Annotated in this window: 9 protein-coding genes; 7 read left to right on the top strand and 2 right to left on the bottom strand. The window is 60.6% G+C overall.

Annotated elements, in window-relative coordinates:
- Window positions 1-14 precede the first annotated feature (14 nt).
- Together ACFOJ9_RS06020 and ACFOJ9_RS06015 are read right to left on the bottom strand one after the other, a co-directional pair.
- On the bottom strand, window positions 15-7,340 hold the full coding sequence (locus ACFOJ9_RS06020) for a hypothetical protein (RefSeq protein ID WP_378977622.1): 7,326 nt from the start codon (window positions 7,338-7,340) through the stop codon (window positions 15-17).
- A 971-nt stretch (window positions 7,341-8,311) separates the two neighbouring features.
- Window positions 8,312-8,938, bottom strand: coding sequence for an imm11 family protein (locus ACFOJ9_RS06015; protein ID WP_378977620.1), 627 nt, complete (start codon window positions 8,936-8,938; stop codon window positions 8,312-8,314).
- Between the two features lie 656 nt (window positions 8,939-9,594).
- On the opposite strand from ACFOJ9_RS06015, the gene ACFOJ9_RS06010 reads away from it, so the two are divergent.
- The 7 genes from ACFOJ9_RS06010 to ACFOJ9_RS05980 all read left to right on the top strand — a co-directional run bounded on the left by ACFOJ9_RS06010 (window position 9,595) and on the right by ACFOJ9_RS05980 (window position 16,882).
- Window positions 9,595-9,960: a YybH family protein gene (locus ACFOJ9_RS06010; protein ID WP_378977618.1), complete on the top strand. Its 366-nt coding sequence runs from the start codon at window positions 9,595-9,597 to the stop codon at window positions 9,958-9,960.
- A gap of 946 nt (window positions 9,961-10,906) precedes the next feature.
- Window positions 10,907-11,713: an IclR family transcriptional regulator gene (locus ACFOJ9_RS06005; protein ID WP_378977616.1), complete on the top strand. Its 807-nt coding sequence runs from the start codon at window positions 10,907-10,909 to the stop codon at window positions 11,711-11,713.
- An 11-nt stretch (window positions 11,714-11,724) separates the two neighbouring features.
- Window positions 11,725-12,693 carry a dihydrodipicolinate synthase family protein gene (locus ACFOJ9_RS06000; protein ID WP_378977614.1) on the top strand — a complete coding sequence of 323 codons (969 nt, stop codon included), beginning with the start codon at window positions 11,725-11,727 and terminating at the stop codon, window positions 12,691-12,693.
- Between the two features lie 62 nt (window positions 12,694-12,755).
- Window positions 12,756-14,084 carry an ABC transporter substrate-binding protein gene (locus tag ACFOJ9_RS05995; protein ID WP_378977612.1) on the top strand — a complete coding sequence of 443 codons (1,329 nt, stop codon included), beginning with the start codon at window positions 12,756-12,758 and terminating at the stop codon, window positions 14,082-14,084.
- Window positions 14,084-15,034 carry a carbohydrate ABC transporter permease gene (locus ACFOJ9_RS05990; RefSeq protein ID WP_378977610.1) on the top strand — a complete coding sequence of 317 codons (951 nt, stop codon included), beginning with the start codon at window positions 14,084-14,086 and terminating at the stop codon, window positions 15,032-15,034. The genes ACFOJ9_RS05995 and ACFOJ9_RS05990 overlap by 1 nt, the downstream gene beginning before the upstream one ends.
- The gene (locus tag ACFOJ9_RS05985; RefSeq protein ID WP_378977608.1) at window positions 15,031-15,864 is read left to right on the top strand and encodes a carbohydrate ABC transporter permease; all 834 of its coding nucleotides are present in this window, start codon (window positions 15,031-15,033) and stop codon (window positions 15,862-15,864) included. Before ACFOJ9_RS05990 ends, ACFOJ9_RS05985 begins: the two co-directional genes overlap by 4 nt.
- Before the next feature lie 4 nt (window positions 15,865-15,868).
- Window positions 15,869-16,882, top strand: a complete 1,014-nt coding sequence (locus tag ACFOJ9_RS05980) for a hydroxyacid dehydrogenase (protein WP_378977606.1) — start codon at window positions 15,869-15,871, stop codon at window positions 16,880-16,882.
- The last annotated feature ends 7 nt before the right edge of the window (window positions 16,883-16,889 follow it).

The following is a 16,889-nucleotide window of genomic DNA, read 5'->3' as shown; positions in this document are numbered from 1 at the left end:
TTCCAGTTCAGGCATCAGGCGGCGATGAACTGGAAGTCGTCCTGATGAAGATTTGCGAGCGCAACATTCTTCAAGGTCAGCACGTTGCTGGAGTCGTGGGTGATCACCGTATCGGCGCCGACCTGGGTCGCTACGGCGAGGACCGAGGCGAAGTCGTCGAAGACGGTGTTGGCGAACTGGATGATGTCCGGTGAGCCGGCGCCAGCAGTGAAGTCGATGATCGTGTCCTTCCCGAAGCCCGCCTGGAAGATAAACGTGTCGTTACCAGCCCCGCCGGTCAGCGTGTCGCCGCCGGCGCTGCCATTGAGTGTATCGTCGCCATCAAAACCATACAGTGCCTCTTTGGCACTACCCCCGTTGAGGGTATCATTGCCAGCGCCGCCGACGATCGGCAGGCCGCCGGTCAGGCTGATCGACGTGCCGTCGCCATAGATCAGGGTCTCGATCTGGTAGCCGGCGCTATAGTACTGGTTCGTCAGCTTGATCAGGTCGCCGCCGACGCCGTCGCTGATCAGCAGGTCGTTGCCGGAGCCGGAGACGTTGAAGAACACATTGGCGGCGGTTAGCCCAGCGCCGAGTTGGATCGTATCGGTCCCGCCGGTGTCATAGACTGTGTCGGAGCCATCGCCCGAATTGAACACGTAGGTGTCGTTACCCGATCCGCCGTTGAGCGCATCGGTACCGATGCCGCCGGTCAGCGTGTCGTTGCCGGCGTAGCCGTTGAGTGTGTCGGTGCCGTCGCCACCGCTGAGTGTGTCGCCGAAGCCCGTGCCGTTGAGGGTATCATTGCCAGCGCCGCCGACGATCGGCAGGCCGCCGGTCAGGCTGATCGACGTGCCGTCGCCATAGATCAGGGTCTCGATCTGGTAGCCGGCGCTATAGTACTGGTTCGTCAGCTTGATCAGGTCGCCGCCGACGCCGTCGCTGATCAGCAGGTCGTTGCCGGAGCCGGAGACGTTGAAGAACACATTGGCGGCGGTTAGCCCAGCGCCGAGTTGGATCGTATCGGTCCCGCCGGTGTCATAGACTGTGTCGGAGCCATCGCCCGAATTGAACACGTAGGTGTCGTTACCCGATCCGCCGTTGAGCGCATCGGTACCGATGCCGCCGGTCAGCGTGTCGTTGCCGGCGTAGCCGTTGAGTGTGTCGGTGCCGTCGCCACCGCTGAGTGTGTCGCCGAAGCCCGTGCCGTTGAGGGTATCATTGCCAGCGCCGCCGACGATCGGCAGGCCGCCGGTCAGGCTGATCGACGTGCCGTCGCCATAGATCAGGGTCTCGATCTGGTAGCCGGCGCTATAGTACTGGTTCGTCAGCTTGATCAGGTCGCCGCCGACGCCGTCGCTGATCAGCAGGTCGTTGCCGGAGCCGGAGACGTTGAAGAACACATTGGCGGCGGTTAGCCCAGCGCCGAGTTGGATCGTATCGGTCCCGCCGGTGTCATAGACTGTGTCGGAGCCATCGCCCGAATTGAACACGTAGGTGTCGTTACCCGATCCGCCGTTGAGCGCATCGGTACCGATGCCGCCGGTCAGCGTGTCGTTGCCGGCGTAGCCGTTGAGTGTGTCGGTGCCGTCGCCACCGCTGAGTGTGTCGCCGAAGCCCGTGCCGTTGAGGGTATCATTGCCAGCGCCGCCGACGATCGGCAGGCCGCCGGTCAGGCTGATCGACGTGCCGTCGCCATAGATCAGGGTCTCGATCTGGTAGCCGGCGCTATAGTACTGGTACGTTAGCTTGATCAGGTCGCCGCCGACGCCGTCGCTGATCAGCAGGTCGTTGCCGGAGCCGGAGACGTTGAAGAACACATTGGCGGCGGTTAGCCCAGCGCCGAGTTGGATCGTATCGGTCCCGCTGGTGTCATAGATTGTGTCGGAGCCATCGCCCGAATTGAAGACATAGGTGTCGTTACCCGATCCGCCGTTGAGCGCATCGGTACCGATGCCGCCGGTCAGCGTGTCGTTGCCGGCGTAGCCGTTGAGTGTGTCGGTGCCGTCGCCACCGCTGAGTGTGTCGCCGAAGCCCGTGCCGTTGAGGGTATCATTGCCAGCGCCGCCGACGATCGGCAGGCCGCCGGTCAGGCTGATCGACGTGCCGTCGCCATAGATCAGGGTCTCGATCTGGTAGCCGGCGCTATAGTACTGGTTCGTCAGCTTGATCAGGTCGCCGCCGACGCCGTCGCTGATCAGCAGGTCGTTGCCGGAGCCGGAGACGTTGAAGAACACATTGGCGGCGGTTAGCCCAGCGCCGAGTTGGATGGTGTCGGCCGCTCCGCTGTTCTCGTTGATCGTGTCGGAGCCATCGCCCGAATTGAAGACATAGGTGTCATTGCCGCTGCCGCCATTGAGCACGTCGTTGGCGATGCCGCCGTTGAGCGTGTCATTGCCATCATTGCCGTTGAGCGTGTCGGTGCCGGCTCCGCCGGTGAGCGTGTCGGCGAAGTTGGTGCCGTTGAGGATGTCGTTGCCGGTCCCACCGACGATCGGCAGGCCACCGGTCAGGCTGATCGTGGTGCCGTCGCCGTAGATCAGCGTCTCGATCTGGTAGGAGGTGGAGGCCCAGTAATATTGGTTCACCAGCCTGATCTGGTCGCCTGCGCCATAGGTGATCAAAAGATCGGAGCCGGAGACATTGAAGGTGACATTGGCGGCGGTTAGCCCAGCGCCGAGTTGGATGGTGTCGGCCGCTCCGCTGTTCTCGTTGATCGTGTCGGAGCCATCGCCCGAATTGAAGACATAGGTGTCATTGCCGCTGCCGCCATTGAGCACGTCGTTGGCGATGCCGCCGTTGAGCGTGTCATTGCCATCATTGCCGTTGAGCGTGTCGGTGCCGGCTCCGTCGGTGAGCGTGTCGGCGAAGTTGGTGCCGTTGAGGATGTCGTTGCCGGTCCCACCGACGATCGGCAGGCCAGCGGTCAGGCTGATCGTGATGCCGTCGCCGTAGATCAGCGTCTCGACCTGGTAGGAGGTGGAGGCCCAGTAATACTGGTTCACCAGCCTGATCTGGTCGCCTGCACCGTAGGTGATCAAAAGATCGGAGCCGGAGACATTGAAGGTGACATTGGCGGCCGTCAGTCCGGCGCCCAGCTGGATGGTGTCGGCCGCTCCGCTGTTCTCGTTGATCGTGTCGGTGCCATCGCCGGAACTGAAGACATAGGTGTCATTGCCGTTGCCGCCATTGAGCACGTCGTTGGCGATGCCGCCGTTGAGCGTGTCGTTGCCATCATTGCCGTTGAGCGTGTCGGTGCCGGCTCCGCCGGTGAGCGTGTCGGCGAAGTTGGTGCCGTTGAGGATGTCGTTGCCGGTCCCACCGACGATCGGCAGGCCAGCGGTCAGGCTGATGGTGATGCCGTCGCCGTAGATCAGCGTCTCGACCTGGTAGGAGGTGGAGGCCCAGTAATACTGGTTCACCAGCCTGATCTGGTCGCCTGCACTGTAGGTGATCAAAAGATCGGAGCCGGAGACATTGAAGGTGACATTGGCGGCCGTCAGTCCGGCGCCCAGCTGGATGGTGTCGGCCGCTCCGCTGTTCTCGTTGATCGTGTCGGTGCCATCGCCGGAACTGAAGACATAGGTGTCATTGCCGTTGCCGCCATTGAGCACGTCGTTGGCGATGCCGCCGTTGAGCGTGTCATTGCCGTCATTGCCGTTGAGCGTGTCGGTGCCGGCTCCGCCGGTCAGGGTATCGGCGAAGTTGGTGCCGTTGAGTGTGTCATTGCCCGTCCCACCGACGATCGGCAGGCCACCGGTCAGGCTGATCGTGGTGCCGTCGCCATACATCAGCGTCTCGACCTGGTAGGAGGTGGAGGCCCAGTAGTACTGATCCACCAGCTTGATCTGGTCGCCTGCGCCGTAGCTGATCAAAAGGTCGGAGCCGGAGACGTTGAAGAACACATTGGCGGCCGTCAGTCCGGCGCCCAACCGGATGGTATCGGCCGTTCCGCTGTTATCGTTGATGATGTCGGCGCCATCGCCCGAACTGAAGGCATAAGTGTCGTTGCCGCTGCCGCCATTGAGCACGTCACTACCAACGCCACCAGTCAGAACGTCGTCGCCATCGTTGCCGTTGAGCGTGTCATCCCCAACAAGTCCATAGAGCGCATTGTTGCCGTTCGTGCCGTTGAGTGTGTCGTTGCCAGTCCCGCCGACGATCGGCAGGCCACCGGTCAGGCTGATCGTGGTGCCGTCGCCATAGATCAGCGTCTCGACCTGGTAGGAGGTGGAGGCCCAGTAGTACTGATCCGCCAGCTTGATCTGGTCGCCTGCGCCATAGCTGATCAAAAGATCGGAGCCGGAGACGTTGAAGAACACATTGGCGGCGGTTAGCCCAGCGCCGAGCTGGATCGTGTCTCCCGCCCCGCTGTTCTCGTTGATCGTGTCGGAGCCATCGCCCGAATTGAAGACATAGGTGTCATTGCCGCTGCCGCCATTGAGCACGTCGTTGGCGATGCCGCCGTTGAGCGTGTCATTGCCATCATTGCCGTTGAGCGTGTCGGTGCCGGCTCCGCCGGTGAGCGTGTCGGCGTAAGCGGTGCCGTTGAGTGTGTCATTGCCGGCGCCGCCGACGATCGGCAGGCCAGCGGTCAGGCTGATCGCGGTGCCGTCGCCATAGACCAGCGTCTCGACCTGGTAGGAGGGCGAGGCCCAGTAGTACTGGTTCACCAGCCTGATCTGGTCGCCTCCACCGTAGGTGATCAAAAGATCGGAGCCGGAGACGTTGAAGAACACATTGGCGGTGGTTAGCCCAGCGCCGAGCTGGATCGTGTCTGTCGATCCGCTGTTTTCGTTGATGATGTCGGTGCCGTCGCCCGAACTGAAGACATAGGTGTCATTGCCGCTGCCGCCATTGAGCACGTCGTTGGCGATGCCGCCATTGAGCGTGTCATTGCCGTCATTGCCGTTGAGCGTGTCGGTGCCGGCTCCGCCGGTGAGCGTGTCGGCGTAAGCGGTGCCATTGAGGATGTCGTTGCCGGTCCCACCAACGATCGGCAAGCCACCGGTCAGGCTGATCGTGGTGCCGTCGCCATACATCAGCGTCTCGACCTGGTAGGAGGTCGAGGCCCAGTAGTACTGGTTCACCAGCCTGATCTGGTCGCCTGCGCCATAGGTGATCAATAGATCGGAGCCGGAGACGTTGAAGGTGACGTTGGCGGCCGTGAGTCCGGCGCCCATAAGGAGCCAGTCTTTTCCGCTGCTGTCGCTGATGGTATCGGTGCCATCACCCAAGTCGAACACATAGGTGTCGTTGCCGGTGCCGCCATTGAGTGCGTCGTTGCCCTCGCCACCGAGCAGGGTATCGTTTCCGCTGCTGCCGGTCAGAGTGTCGTTTCCGCCGTGACCCGCCAAAACGGAAGCGACGACAGCACTCAACGAATCTGCATCAACCGTTCCATCGATGATGGCGTTGAGGTCGAATGCTTCGATAATGGTCGCGTTGTCGATGTCATCAAACAGATCTACGGCAAGCGCCACGATTGGAGCTTCCCCCTTGAACACCGACAGCAGCGTAAGTGCGTCCAAGTCAGACCCAAGGTCTTGAACGCGGAACATGTCGACTACTTGAAGCATTAGGCTTCTGAAGTCTCCATCTATTTGATCGGTTAGTGGATTAACGAAGATATTCTTGAATGGAGCCAGCGCGCCAAGGTCCGCCTCGGGTCCCTCCCGTGCGATAATCGACCAAGCGGCCTGCGCAAGGAAGTAACTGGTATAGTAGTCTCTAACCTCGGAGAACGACTTCATTAACGCTACAGCGTTCTGCGCGGTCGGCTCTCCGACCATAACCGAGTCAGGGGCCAGGAAATTTCCTGCCACGCGGTAATCCTGCCCCATGATCTTTTGCAAAAAGGCCAAAGCCGGAGCCGGCATGATCGAAGTCGGATCGGGGGGCGGCTGATTTCCCAGGTCGTTCAGCGATAGCGTAATTCGGTTTCCTGCTCTTCCACCACCGCCTCCGCCGCCCACTGTGATGGTGGGCAAGGTGGAATTCAACATTACACCTCTGAAGGATCCAGCCATCCCAGCCGGCGGCAGGGCCAGATCGTTTTCCGACAACCACGCCTGGAGCTCTGCGGCGCCCACGCTGTCCAATGAGAATACGTATCCCTTGGGCGCAGGTGGCGTAGGGCCACTTCCGCCAGAGTATACAACAGTTAGCGTGTCCTCCAAATATTCGGCCAACTCACCGGCGTCATAGGCAAAATGAACATAGAGATCGTTTATTTGCCCCATCCAGCGCACGCCTTCGACGCCCGCCCAATCGAACAGAAAGTCGTCCATGTCGGCCAGGAATTCGCCAAAGTTGCCGCTGCGGGCGGTCTCGATCGCAGCCTCGGCCTCAGCCTTGAGGGAGCCATCCTGTGTCATTGCGACCCATAGGTCGGCAAGGTCGCCATAGCCGGCAAGCTTCGGCAGGTCGTACACGTCAGCGTCGTACGCAAAATTCTCCGGCAAGACGTAGCGGCTTTGAAACTGCGAGAGTGTGAACACGATCTCCGCGGACTGCGTCTGCGCGCCGTTGCTCCAGGTGACATGGCTGGTATTCAGAACCCGGTTGCCGCTCAGCGACGCCCCGGAAACGGAGGCCTCTAGACTAAGCGACCTGATACCCAACTCATTCAGGGAATGAAGCTCATCCGGCGCCGACACGCCATCGCCATTTGCATCTCTCCAGACCTGGAGAGAGAGAAACGCCGCATCGTTGGCATCAATGACATTGTCATGGTTGCTGTCGAGGCGGCTGAGCTCCTGAAACCCTTGTGACGTCGCCGAACCGAACAATTCGGCAATATCGTCAATGCGGCCGTTTCCATTCTCGTCCAGGACCAGCAAACCGTCATCGGCTCCGACCCAGCCTGTCCGTTCGGCGAAGCCATCGCCATCGAGATCGAAATAGGCCGAAGACGAACCAAGGCTTGTCAGTTCGATACCATCCCCGTCGAGGTCAATGACAAGCGGGTCCCGGGGAGGCGGATTGAACAGTGCATTAAGCGCAGCGTACCAATCAGGAAGATAGGGGTGGTCAAGCACCCCGAGATCCAGCAAAATCTTCTCGAGCAGCTGCGCACCATTGGAAATCGCATCAATAACACCGCCAACGGCCCAGGCAGCAGCCACGACCGCAGCAGCCCCCGCCGAGAAATAGCCAGCGATGGCGATTGTCGCGGTTATTACCACGGCACTGAGGACCATCGACACACCGTAGTTGGCAATAACCGATGCGAGAGGGGCGAAATCTCCCTTTGCAGCATCCTTGATGGCATCGTAAGCTAGATTGAGGAATTCGGCTGTGTCGCCGAGGAGCCCGCCGCCCAATCCAACAATTTTGCTGTCGAGAATTGCCGACATCTTGTTTATGGTGGCCTGATCGAGATGGGAGAGACTACTAGGCAGTTTGTCCGCGAAGCTCCCCAAGAGATCCGAAAATTTTGATATTCCTTCCATTGCTTTGTCTAATTGATTTAGATCAATATAACCATCCTCTGAAAGAGCAAAATACGTCAACGTTTCCTTAAGATTTACTTCGATATTAAGATTCTTCTTGAGCTCGTAGTTGGTGATAATACCAATTTGAGTTATGGCGGAGCTCGCCTTCAGCATCCCTGTTAGATTGTTTAAATACCCTCCTGATTGATCAAGTCCGAGCTGAACGGCCGAAATCCGAGACACTGCGGCGTTGTACTGATCAAAAGTTAGATGCCCGGCCACGGACGCATGTTCAACAAGCGAACTGATCGAATCGAGCCGCGCCTGCAGATTATGATCCAGTCCGGCATCGGTTACTGTTCGGTCCAGCCCATCAGTGTAGGCTTGCAACGAGGCATCACTGACTGCCCAGCTGTCATAGGCATTGGCGAGGATCGCCGCATAGACCGCAGTTCCCCCTACGCCCAATGTCTGGCCTTCGAAAGTGACAAGTCCTTGGCTCACCTGTGTCGCGAAGTAATGGAGCTTATACACCTCTGATAGCTTGGCTTCGGGGCTTCCACTCGACTTTAAAATTGTATCGAGTTGATCGATCAGAAATTCGGTGTATCCCGGGTGGCTTCCGTTGTGAACTACACTGCCGAAACCACTGTCGTAGTAGACGTTACTTCCGTCGACTGCTGTGAGCGCCCGCACATAGGCAGCAACGTCAGGATCGCTAAAGAGCGCGATCTCATTGCCGGCCATGTCCATTGTGAAATTGGCGCCGGTCTCGGTAAACAACAGCGGCAGAAGTTCCGAGATTCTCGGATCGTCAAACAGTTCTACTGGAAAGATATGATGTATCTGAAAAGCAAAAGGTACTGGCATCAATCTGCCCCCCTCGGGCGATGTTAGTCAGCTTCGACAATGCGGCAGGCGCGGAAACCAAAGACTCGTCCCATTTTTGCCGCGCGTAGCGCCTGGGTCAGCCGGTCACTCAGGAAAAAAATGCGGATCAAAGGTGGACTAACCCATAAATCAGGGCCCTCAAGTGCAACTGGGCTGACCGCCACATTGCCGTCTTGCAGGTAAGGCGGCATCTTCATGCTCTTATCGCCCAACACCTTTACCAGCGGAGAATGATCGGGCAGAAACGCATCCTTGCGCTCGCCGATATTGAGGCAGAAATACTCGCCCTCGACCGGCGTCTTGCGGTCATGCTGGAAAAGCTTGATTGGGTAGAGCGAGGAGTGGCCGAGATCGAATTGCCGCAGCACATCGGCGCAGGCCGCCGAAACCACCACCGCGCCGGCAGCAAGTACGAGATCCGCCTGCTTCTTTTCCTTCTTGTCTGGATATTTGGCGAAGATCTCCTTGGGAAAATGCTCTGCCGACATCCGCTCGCCGGTTTCATTCAACTCGGCCATCTGGCCAAGACGCATCCCAGTCGGCAAAGGATCAGCAGTGAATCCCTTGATCCGTGATGAGTCCATGAAGGCGCGGCTGGCCCAGACCCTTGCGTTTTGAGACTGCGTCATTGCAACAATGATCTCCTGGGGTTCAGTTCACCGCGCGCAACGGTGGGATAGCCGCCGCGTTGTGCCAAGCGAATTGGCCATGCGACGTATACCTCTTGATGTCTGACAGTCGTCTTTCGGTATCAAATACTCAGAGAAACATGGCTTGAAACAAACTGCCCTCGCCTTTCACGGAGGTTGTGAACGACGCCTGCAGCATAGCGCAAAGGGGGATCGAGGTTGCGTGCGGCCTTTGGTCCGCTCAGTTTTGGCGCGCACAAGACCGACAATGCCAAGCACGGCGCCCGACACCATAAAAATCCCCCACCGCTTTTGGGTTGGTCGTGGATATCGCGCCCTTACCCCCAGTAAGGATCGGTAACACATTCGTGATCGCTTGTTAAGGGCTTCGTGAAAGAGCAGACGCAGAACGTTATTTATTGCTATCGTCCAGCATGAAATATACAGCTCTATACATAGCATAGATATCTTTTTATATATAATTGATATATTGTAGATGATATCTCTTATTTCGTATGAATTTCGGGGAGATAATGAAGTGCAGTTACAGTAAAATTCTTCTCCGATAGCCCGCTGAACCAAACGATGCCTCGACCTGATACGGACATACTGGAGCCGGTTGCGATAGGCTCCGTCCCGACAACGGAGCTGTCATCATGAACGAGCCGAGCGCAGGAAAGCCCGCCTACGACCCGCAGCAGCTGGAACCCATGCTGACAGCGAGTCAGCATGGGGGCGATGTCGACGGCATGGTCGCGCTGTTCGAGGAAGATGCGGTGATCGATTGCGGCGCCGGACGTTTTCTGCGCGGTCACGAAGCCATCCGTGATTACTATGCCGGGATCGTCGCATCTGGAAGGAAGTTTGCCGTAGGAGAACAGCGGCCGGCGCCTGTTTGCGGCGACCTGGCGCTCACCTCCACCAGCCTTCCAGGTGGGGATGTCACCAGCGAGATCGCCCGGCGGCGAAGCGACAACTCCTGGCTTTGGGTGATCGACCGCTATTCCGTCGCTTGGGATTGAGGCCTTGGTCAAAGCCAACCATTTGGGCCGTCCGGAAAGCCCGGCCGGCCCTGTCACCGCAGACGCACAGACACCCTCCCGCGGCCATCACGGACGCAGTCCGGCGCTCGGCACTCCGGTGCGGCTACCGCCCCAGCGCGTATACGCCCGCTATGGTTGCGCCATGTCATCGTCGAGAAGCCGCGTGATCCGGGCAAAGCCGGTGAAGGCCTTCCTTGCTTCCTCCGCCGACATCTAACCCGACAGGGCGGCCGAGCAGCAATCAACGCGCAGTGATACACTCGCCCGCGTCGTCCCGTGGGCCATTTGCGCCTCGGCTGCAACTTCGATGCGATCCATTGTCGGCTCGCCGAGCAATGTCCGCTTTCAGGCGCTGACAAGCGCTTGCTAAGTTGGAGAAGAGGCGCAAACCGGCCGCCCCTTTTGCGCCTGGCCTAGGTCAACTATGGGGTCAAGTCGGCCATGCCACACGTCCGATCCAGTGATCCGTAACGACTCAAAGATCAACTTCGCGGCAGGCCTCGAAATCGTTCTCGAACACAATCCGATTTGAAATTTATGGGGGGTTCGAGTCCATAGTGTGGGCAAGGAAAAAATAGATAAATAAAATCAAAGAGCTAGATGGGTATTCTGGTGGGCCCGGAGGACGTATCAATAGTATTGATTTCATTGACTTTTTCGTGGGCCAAAATCAGAAATCTTCCCGTATCGTCTCGTATGCTTTCGCAACGCCCACCGCCTGAAATACCCTCGCGTCACTCGGGCATTCACTTTGTCAGCGTTGATCGAGTTTGGCGACCAAATGCTCGGATATCCGGAAGTGAAAGGACCTGCCCCTCCGCGGACATAGACGAGCCCCGCCTCCTCGACCGCAGAGATCCAGCCAACCAGCCACTTGACAAAACCTGAACATTGTTCCATTTGGAATATAGTTCAGGAAATTACGATGGCACAGAACCTCATCGACCGCACCTTGCAAACCCTGTCGCTGATGGCGACGGAGGTTGACGGCATCAGCGTCACCGAACTGTCGGAGCGGATCGGGCTTCCCAAGGGCGGCGCGCACCGGCTGCTCAACGAGCTAGTTAGGCTCGACTATGTCCGCCAAGATCCGGTGTCGGAGCGCTACATCCTGACAACACGGCTGATCTCGATCGGACTGGCGTTCCTGTCGGCCAGTGGCATCACCGATGTCATGCAGCCGATCCTCGACAGGCTCGCCGAAGAGAGCGGCGAACTGGTCCGGCTCACCGTCGTCGACGGCGATCGGCTGACTTGGGTGGCCAAGGCGCAAGGCGCACGCTCCGGCCTGCGCTACGACCCTGAGATGGGCGGCCATCCGAAACTCCACTGCACCGCCACCGGGCAGTCCTGGCTGGCCAGCATGAGCAACGAAGAGGCGCTGATGCTCACGGCCAAAGAAGGCTTCGGCAAGCTCAGCGAACATGGCCCGAATGCGCCGCGCACCGTCACCGCGCTGCTCGAGGCGCTGGAGCTGGCGCGCGCCAACGGGTACGCCCATGTCGATCAGGCGGCCGAAGCCGGAACCGCCGCGCTCGCCGCCGTCATCCGCCATCCCCGCAGCGGTGCCGTCATTGGCACCGTCAGCATCGCCGGGCCATCGTCGCGGCTGACCGGCACCCGTGCGCACGACCTTGCACCGAGGCTGGTGTCCTCGGCCCGCGAACTCGAGTTCGCCAGCGTCAGCGCGCCGGCACTGTTGCAGCCAAGGCGCCTCCAGGCCAACAACTGACAGGAAGAACCATGCCCCTCCACCAAACGCCGACCGCGATCGCCGAACCGCGTCACGCGGTGCTCAACCGGTCGTTTCGCGGCATCATCTCGGCACCGTTCCTGCCGATGGTGGGCGACGGCAAGATCGACTGGGAATCGCTTCGCCGCTACATCGACTGGATCACCGGGCAGGCGCCCGGCGTGATCGCCGTCAACATGGATGCCGCCGAAGCGCCGGCGCTCACCGCTTGCGAGCGCGTCGAGATCATACGTGTCTGTGCCGAGGTAGTCCGCGGCCGCGTGCCGCTGATCTGCGGCTTGATCGGTGGGTCCACCGACCAGATGATCGCACATGGCCGCGATCTCGTGGCCGCGGGTGCGCAGGGCTTTTGCGTCTTCCCTCCGTTTCCGGTCTTCATGGGCGCGCCGATCCAGCCGGAGATGATCCGGCGCTTCCATGGCGACATCGCCGACGCGCTCGATGTTCCCCTCGTCGCCTTCCAGTTTCCGCGCGGCTGGGGGCCGGACTATTCCGGCGAAATGCTCGATGCGCTGGCTTCGGTGCCGCAGGTCATTGCCATCAAGGAATCCTCCTTCGATGCCAACCAGACGATCCAGACCGTGCAGGCCGTCGCGGCCTTGCCCGATCGCATCGCCGTGCTCACAGGCAGCGACACCTTCATCTACGAAGCACTGCTGATGGGATGCGACGGCGCCCTGATCGGCTTCGCCGGAACCGCGGTCTCCGAGCTAGTCGCCATGCAGCGCGCCGTCGACGCGGGCAACGCCCAGCTCGGCCGCGAGATATGGGAGCGGTTGGCGCCGCTGGCCCGCTACTGCTGGCGCGCGCCGATCCGGGATTTCCGGCCACGCATGAAGGAGGTGCTGCGGCTGCAGGGGCTCATCGCCGACAGCGCCGTGCGGCGGCCGCAGCTCGGCATCGCCGATGCCGAAAAGGCTGAGCTCAGGCGCATTGCCGAGGCAGCCAGACTGATCTGATAGGGAAATCAGCCCGGTCGGCAACGGGCATCCCCAAACAAGTCGAAACCAGGGAGGTAACAATGTTGGAATTCAAGCTTTCCCGCCGTGGGCTGCTCGGAGCGGCGACCTCGGCCGCAATCGCATCCGCGTTCCCCGCGCCTTTCGTTCGCGCCCAGTCGGAACGGAGAATCGTGTTCTGGCATAGCTATTCGCAAAAAGAACGGTCAGACCACATGCGCCTCGTGGCCAATCGGTTCGAACAGGCAAATCCGGGCGTAAAGGTCGACATCGAGGTCGTGCCATGGCCGGCCTTCCCGCAGAAATGGCCGGCAGCGGCCGCCGCCGGCACGCTGCCGGACGTGACCATTCTGCTTGCAGAGAATGCCGTTCCGATGTCGCTGGCCGGCGCCCTCCTTCCCATGGACGATGTGCTGGCCTCACTCGGCGGCGCGGATGCCTTCAAGGGTAACATCGCCATCGCGACCGGCCGCTTCCGCGACCAGCAGATCTCTATTCCCCACTATGTGCACAACCGCTTGCTCGTCTACCGCAAGGACCGCCTGGCCGAAGCCGGCCTCAAGCCGCCGGTGACATGGGACGACGCGCTCAATGCCGCGGTGGCCACGACCAGGGCGCCGGACCATTTCGGCTGGATCCCGAAGCTGGCCAAGGGCGATGTCGGCGGCGGCTACCTCCTGTGGATGATGACGCGCTCGGCCAATGGCTCGTTCTTCGACAAGGACGGCAATGTCAGCTTCGATTCCCAGCCGGTGAGAGACGCCACGCAATTCATAATCGAGATCGCCCGCAAGTCTGGCGGCCCCGGTGTCACCGACTACAAGATCAGCGACAATTTCAACTTGGTGAACAGCGGCAAGACCTCACTTGCCGAGGATTCGGCCGCGATTGTCGCTGGCGCTGCGCAGAAGGCCCCCGACGTCGCCGCACAGCTCGATGCCACCTTCATGCCCAAGCGCGAACGTGTCGGCAATCTGATGGGCGGCATCTCGGTGGCGCTGCCCAAGGGCAGCAATCCCGAGGACGGCAACGCCTTCGCGAAATTCCTCTTCACCGAAGAGAACTATCTACCGTTCCTGCTCACCATTCCGCTGTTCATGTTTCCGGCTTTGAAAAGCGCCGAGGGTCCCGCCTTCTTCGACAACCCGACGATCCAGCGCTTCCGCAACGTCGTCGACGTGACCCTCACGGGATTGCAAGACTCGACGCTTGCCGGAATGGAGGACGGCCTCAATCCCTATGCCGGGCCAGTATTCAACAGCTATGCCGTCGAGGACATGTTCCAGCGTATCCTGCTGCAGGATGAACCGGTCGAGCAGGCTGTCGCCCAGACAGCCAAGGCGATCGAAAAGGTCGTCGGCGACGTCAAGACAAGGCTGGATCGAGGCTGATGTCTCAGACTGCCGCGCATGATCTGGATACGCTCCGGCCGCCCTCGGCCGGGGCGAAACTGCTTGGCTGGGCGGACGACCGGCTAGCGATCTTGTTCTTGATCCCGGGCCTCACTTGCCTGTCCGCCGTCATCCTCTACCCCGTCTTCTACAATGCCGTGCTCGGCTTCACCAATGCCAGCCTGATGTTTCCCGGCTGGAAGTTCATTGGAACCACGAATTTCCGGCTGACGCTGACCGATCCACTGTTCTGGACGGCGACCGTCAACACGCTGGTGTGGACCGCGACATCCGTCGCCGGCCAGTTGCTGCTCGGACTGGTCGCCGCCCTTGCCCTTGAGCGGGTGACAGCGGGCCGCACCGTGCTACGGCTGGCGCTTATCGTGCCCTGGGCCTTTCCCTCCATCGTCATGGCCTTTGCCTGGAAATTCATGCTCGATCCGCTCTACGGCGTGATGAATTATGTGCTGATGCTGCTTGGGATGATCGACGCGCCGCAGCAATGGCTGAGCTCACCCGAATTCGCCATGCCGACGGTCATCATCATGAACATCTGGTTCGGCTTCCCTTTCATGATGGTGGCTATCATCGCCGGCCTGCAGACCATCCCGCAGGAGCTTTACGAAGCCGCCGGCATCGACGGCGCCAACAGCCTGCAGTCCTTCTGGTACATCACCTTGCCCTCGCTCTGGCGCATCATCGCCACCTTGGTCATCCTGCGGACGATCTGGGTCTTCAACAATTTCGACTTTATCTACCTGACGACCGGCGGCGGCCCCATCGACACCACCACCACCTTGCCGGTCTACGCCTACACGGTCGGCTGGCAGCAATACGATCTCGGCCGCATGGCCGCCGTCGCGCTGATCATGATGGTGCTGCTGGTACTGATCCTGCTGGTCTACGCCCAGCTGTTGCGTAGCCAGGCAAAGAACGGAGCGGCGGAATGAACCTGCGCGCCCATGGACTGACGGCGGCAGCCTATGCCTGCTGCACGGTGGTCGCCATCTTCGCGTTGGCGCCGCTTGCCTGGATGTTCATCTCCTCGTTCAAACCTTACGATGAACTCTACAAATTTCCGCCGACCTTGAATGTCGCGACGCTCGGGCTCCAAAACTACGACAAGGTCATCACCGCCTCGCCGTTTCCGCAGTTCCTCACTAACAGCCTGATCGTCTCCATCGCCTCGACCCTGATCAGCGTGCTGTTCGCCGCCATGGCCGGCTGGTCGCTGGCCCGGGCGCGATTTCGCGGCCGCTCGGTCATCCTCAACACCGTGCTGCTCGCCTATCTCTTCCCGCAGGTGCTGATCGTGCTGCCGCTGTTTACCGCCATCGCGAAAATCGGCCTCGCCAATTCCTATCTCGGCCTGATCCTGGCTTATGTGACCTTCACCTTTCCGTTCTCGACCTGGATGCTGACGGCCTATTTCGCCAAGGTGCCGCTTGAGATCGAGGAAGCCGGCCGTGTCGACGGCGCCAGCAACCTGACGGTGTTCTGGCGCCTGGTGCTTCCCCTGGCCGCCCCCGGCATCGCCACTGTCGCCATCTTCTCCTTCATCAACGCCTGGAACGAATTCCTCTATGCGCTTGTGATCATCGGCGGCGGCGACAAGCGGACGCTGCCGGTCGGCCTGTTCAATTTCATCGGCGGCGAGTTCGCACAGTGGGGCGAGATGATGGCCGCCACCAGCCTGACCATGCTGCCGACGCTGATCCTGTTCCTGTTCATCCAGCGCAAGCTCGTCGCCGGCCTCACCGTCGGCGCCGTTAAGGGTTGAAGCCGTGCCAACAAAGCCGACGCTCTCGATCGCTCTCAACCCAGAACTGGCGCCGGACCTGATTTCGACGGAGCATCTCTTGCGGCTGGCGAACAGTTGCGAGGTGCTTTCGTCCGAGCCCCTCACCGGCCTCTCGTCACCGGATGAGCAGCAGCGCCTAGCAGCAAGCGACATTCTGCTTACCGGATGGGGGGCTCCGCGACTTGACGCCGCCGTGCTGGCGGCCGCGCCACGGCTGCGGCTGATCGCGCATGCGGCAAGCTCCGTCAAAGCCTTTGTCGCCCCGGAAGCCTGGGACCTCGGCATCACAGTGGTTTCGGCGGCGGCCGCCAACGCCGTGCCGGTGGCGGAGTTCGCACTGGCGGCCATTCTGCTCGCCAACAAGGGTGTCTTCGTCGCCCAGGCCCGCTTTGCACGGGAGCGTGCCTTCTGGCTGCCGCAATGGATGGCGCCTGGTGAGCCCGGCAATTTAGGCGCGACCATCGGCATCGTCGGTGCGTCGCGGACCGGCCGCAAATTGCTCGAACTGCTCAAGCCGTTCAACCTGGAGGCACTGGTCTATGACCCGTTCCTGACCAACGAGGAGGCACATGGGCTGGGCGCCGCCAAGGTATCGCTTGCCGAACTTCTGCGGCGTTCGCGGAGTGTCTGCGTCCAGGCGCCGGCGCTGCCCGAAACCTTCCATATGATCGGCCGCGAGGAACTGCGGCTGATGCCGGACGGCGCCACGCTGATCAACACCGCGCGCGGCACGCTGGTCGATCACGCTGCCCTTGAAGCCGAACTGCTGTCGGGCAGGCTGAATGCCGTGCTCGACGTCACCGACCCCGAGCCCCTGCCGGCGCAGTCGCCGCTCTATGACTTGCCCAATGTCTTCCTGACGCCGCACGTCGCCGGCGCCGTCGGCGACGAGACACGGCGCATGACCTATCTGGTGATCGAGGAGATTGAGCGCTTCGTTGCTGGCCAGCCGCTGCACCACGCGGTGACCCGCCAGATGCTGGCCAGCATCGGATAGGAGAGAA

It is taken from the genome of Mesorhizobium cantuariense (assembly GCF_042647205.1).
GTDB lineage: Bacteria > Pseudomonadota > Alphaproteobacteria > Rhizobiales > Rhizobiaceae > Mesorhizobium > Mesorhizobium cantuariense.
Note: the sequence above shows the minus strand (reverse complement) of the source record. Positions and strands in the feature narration are given on the sequence as shown.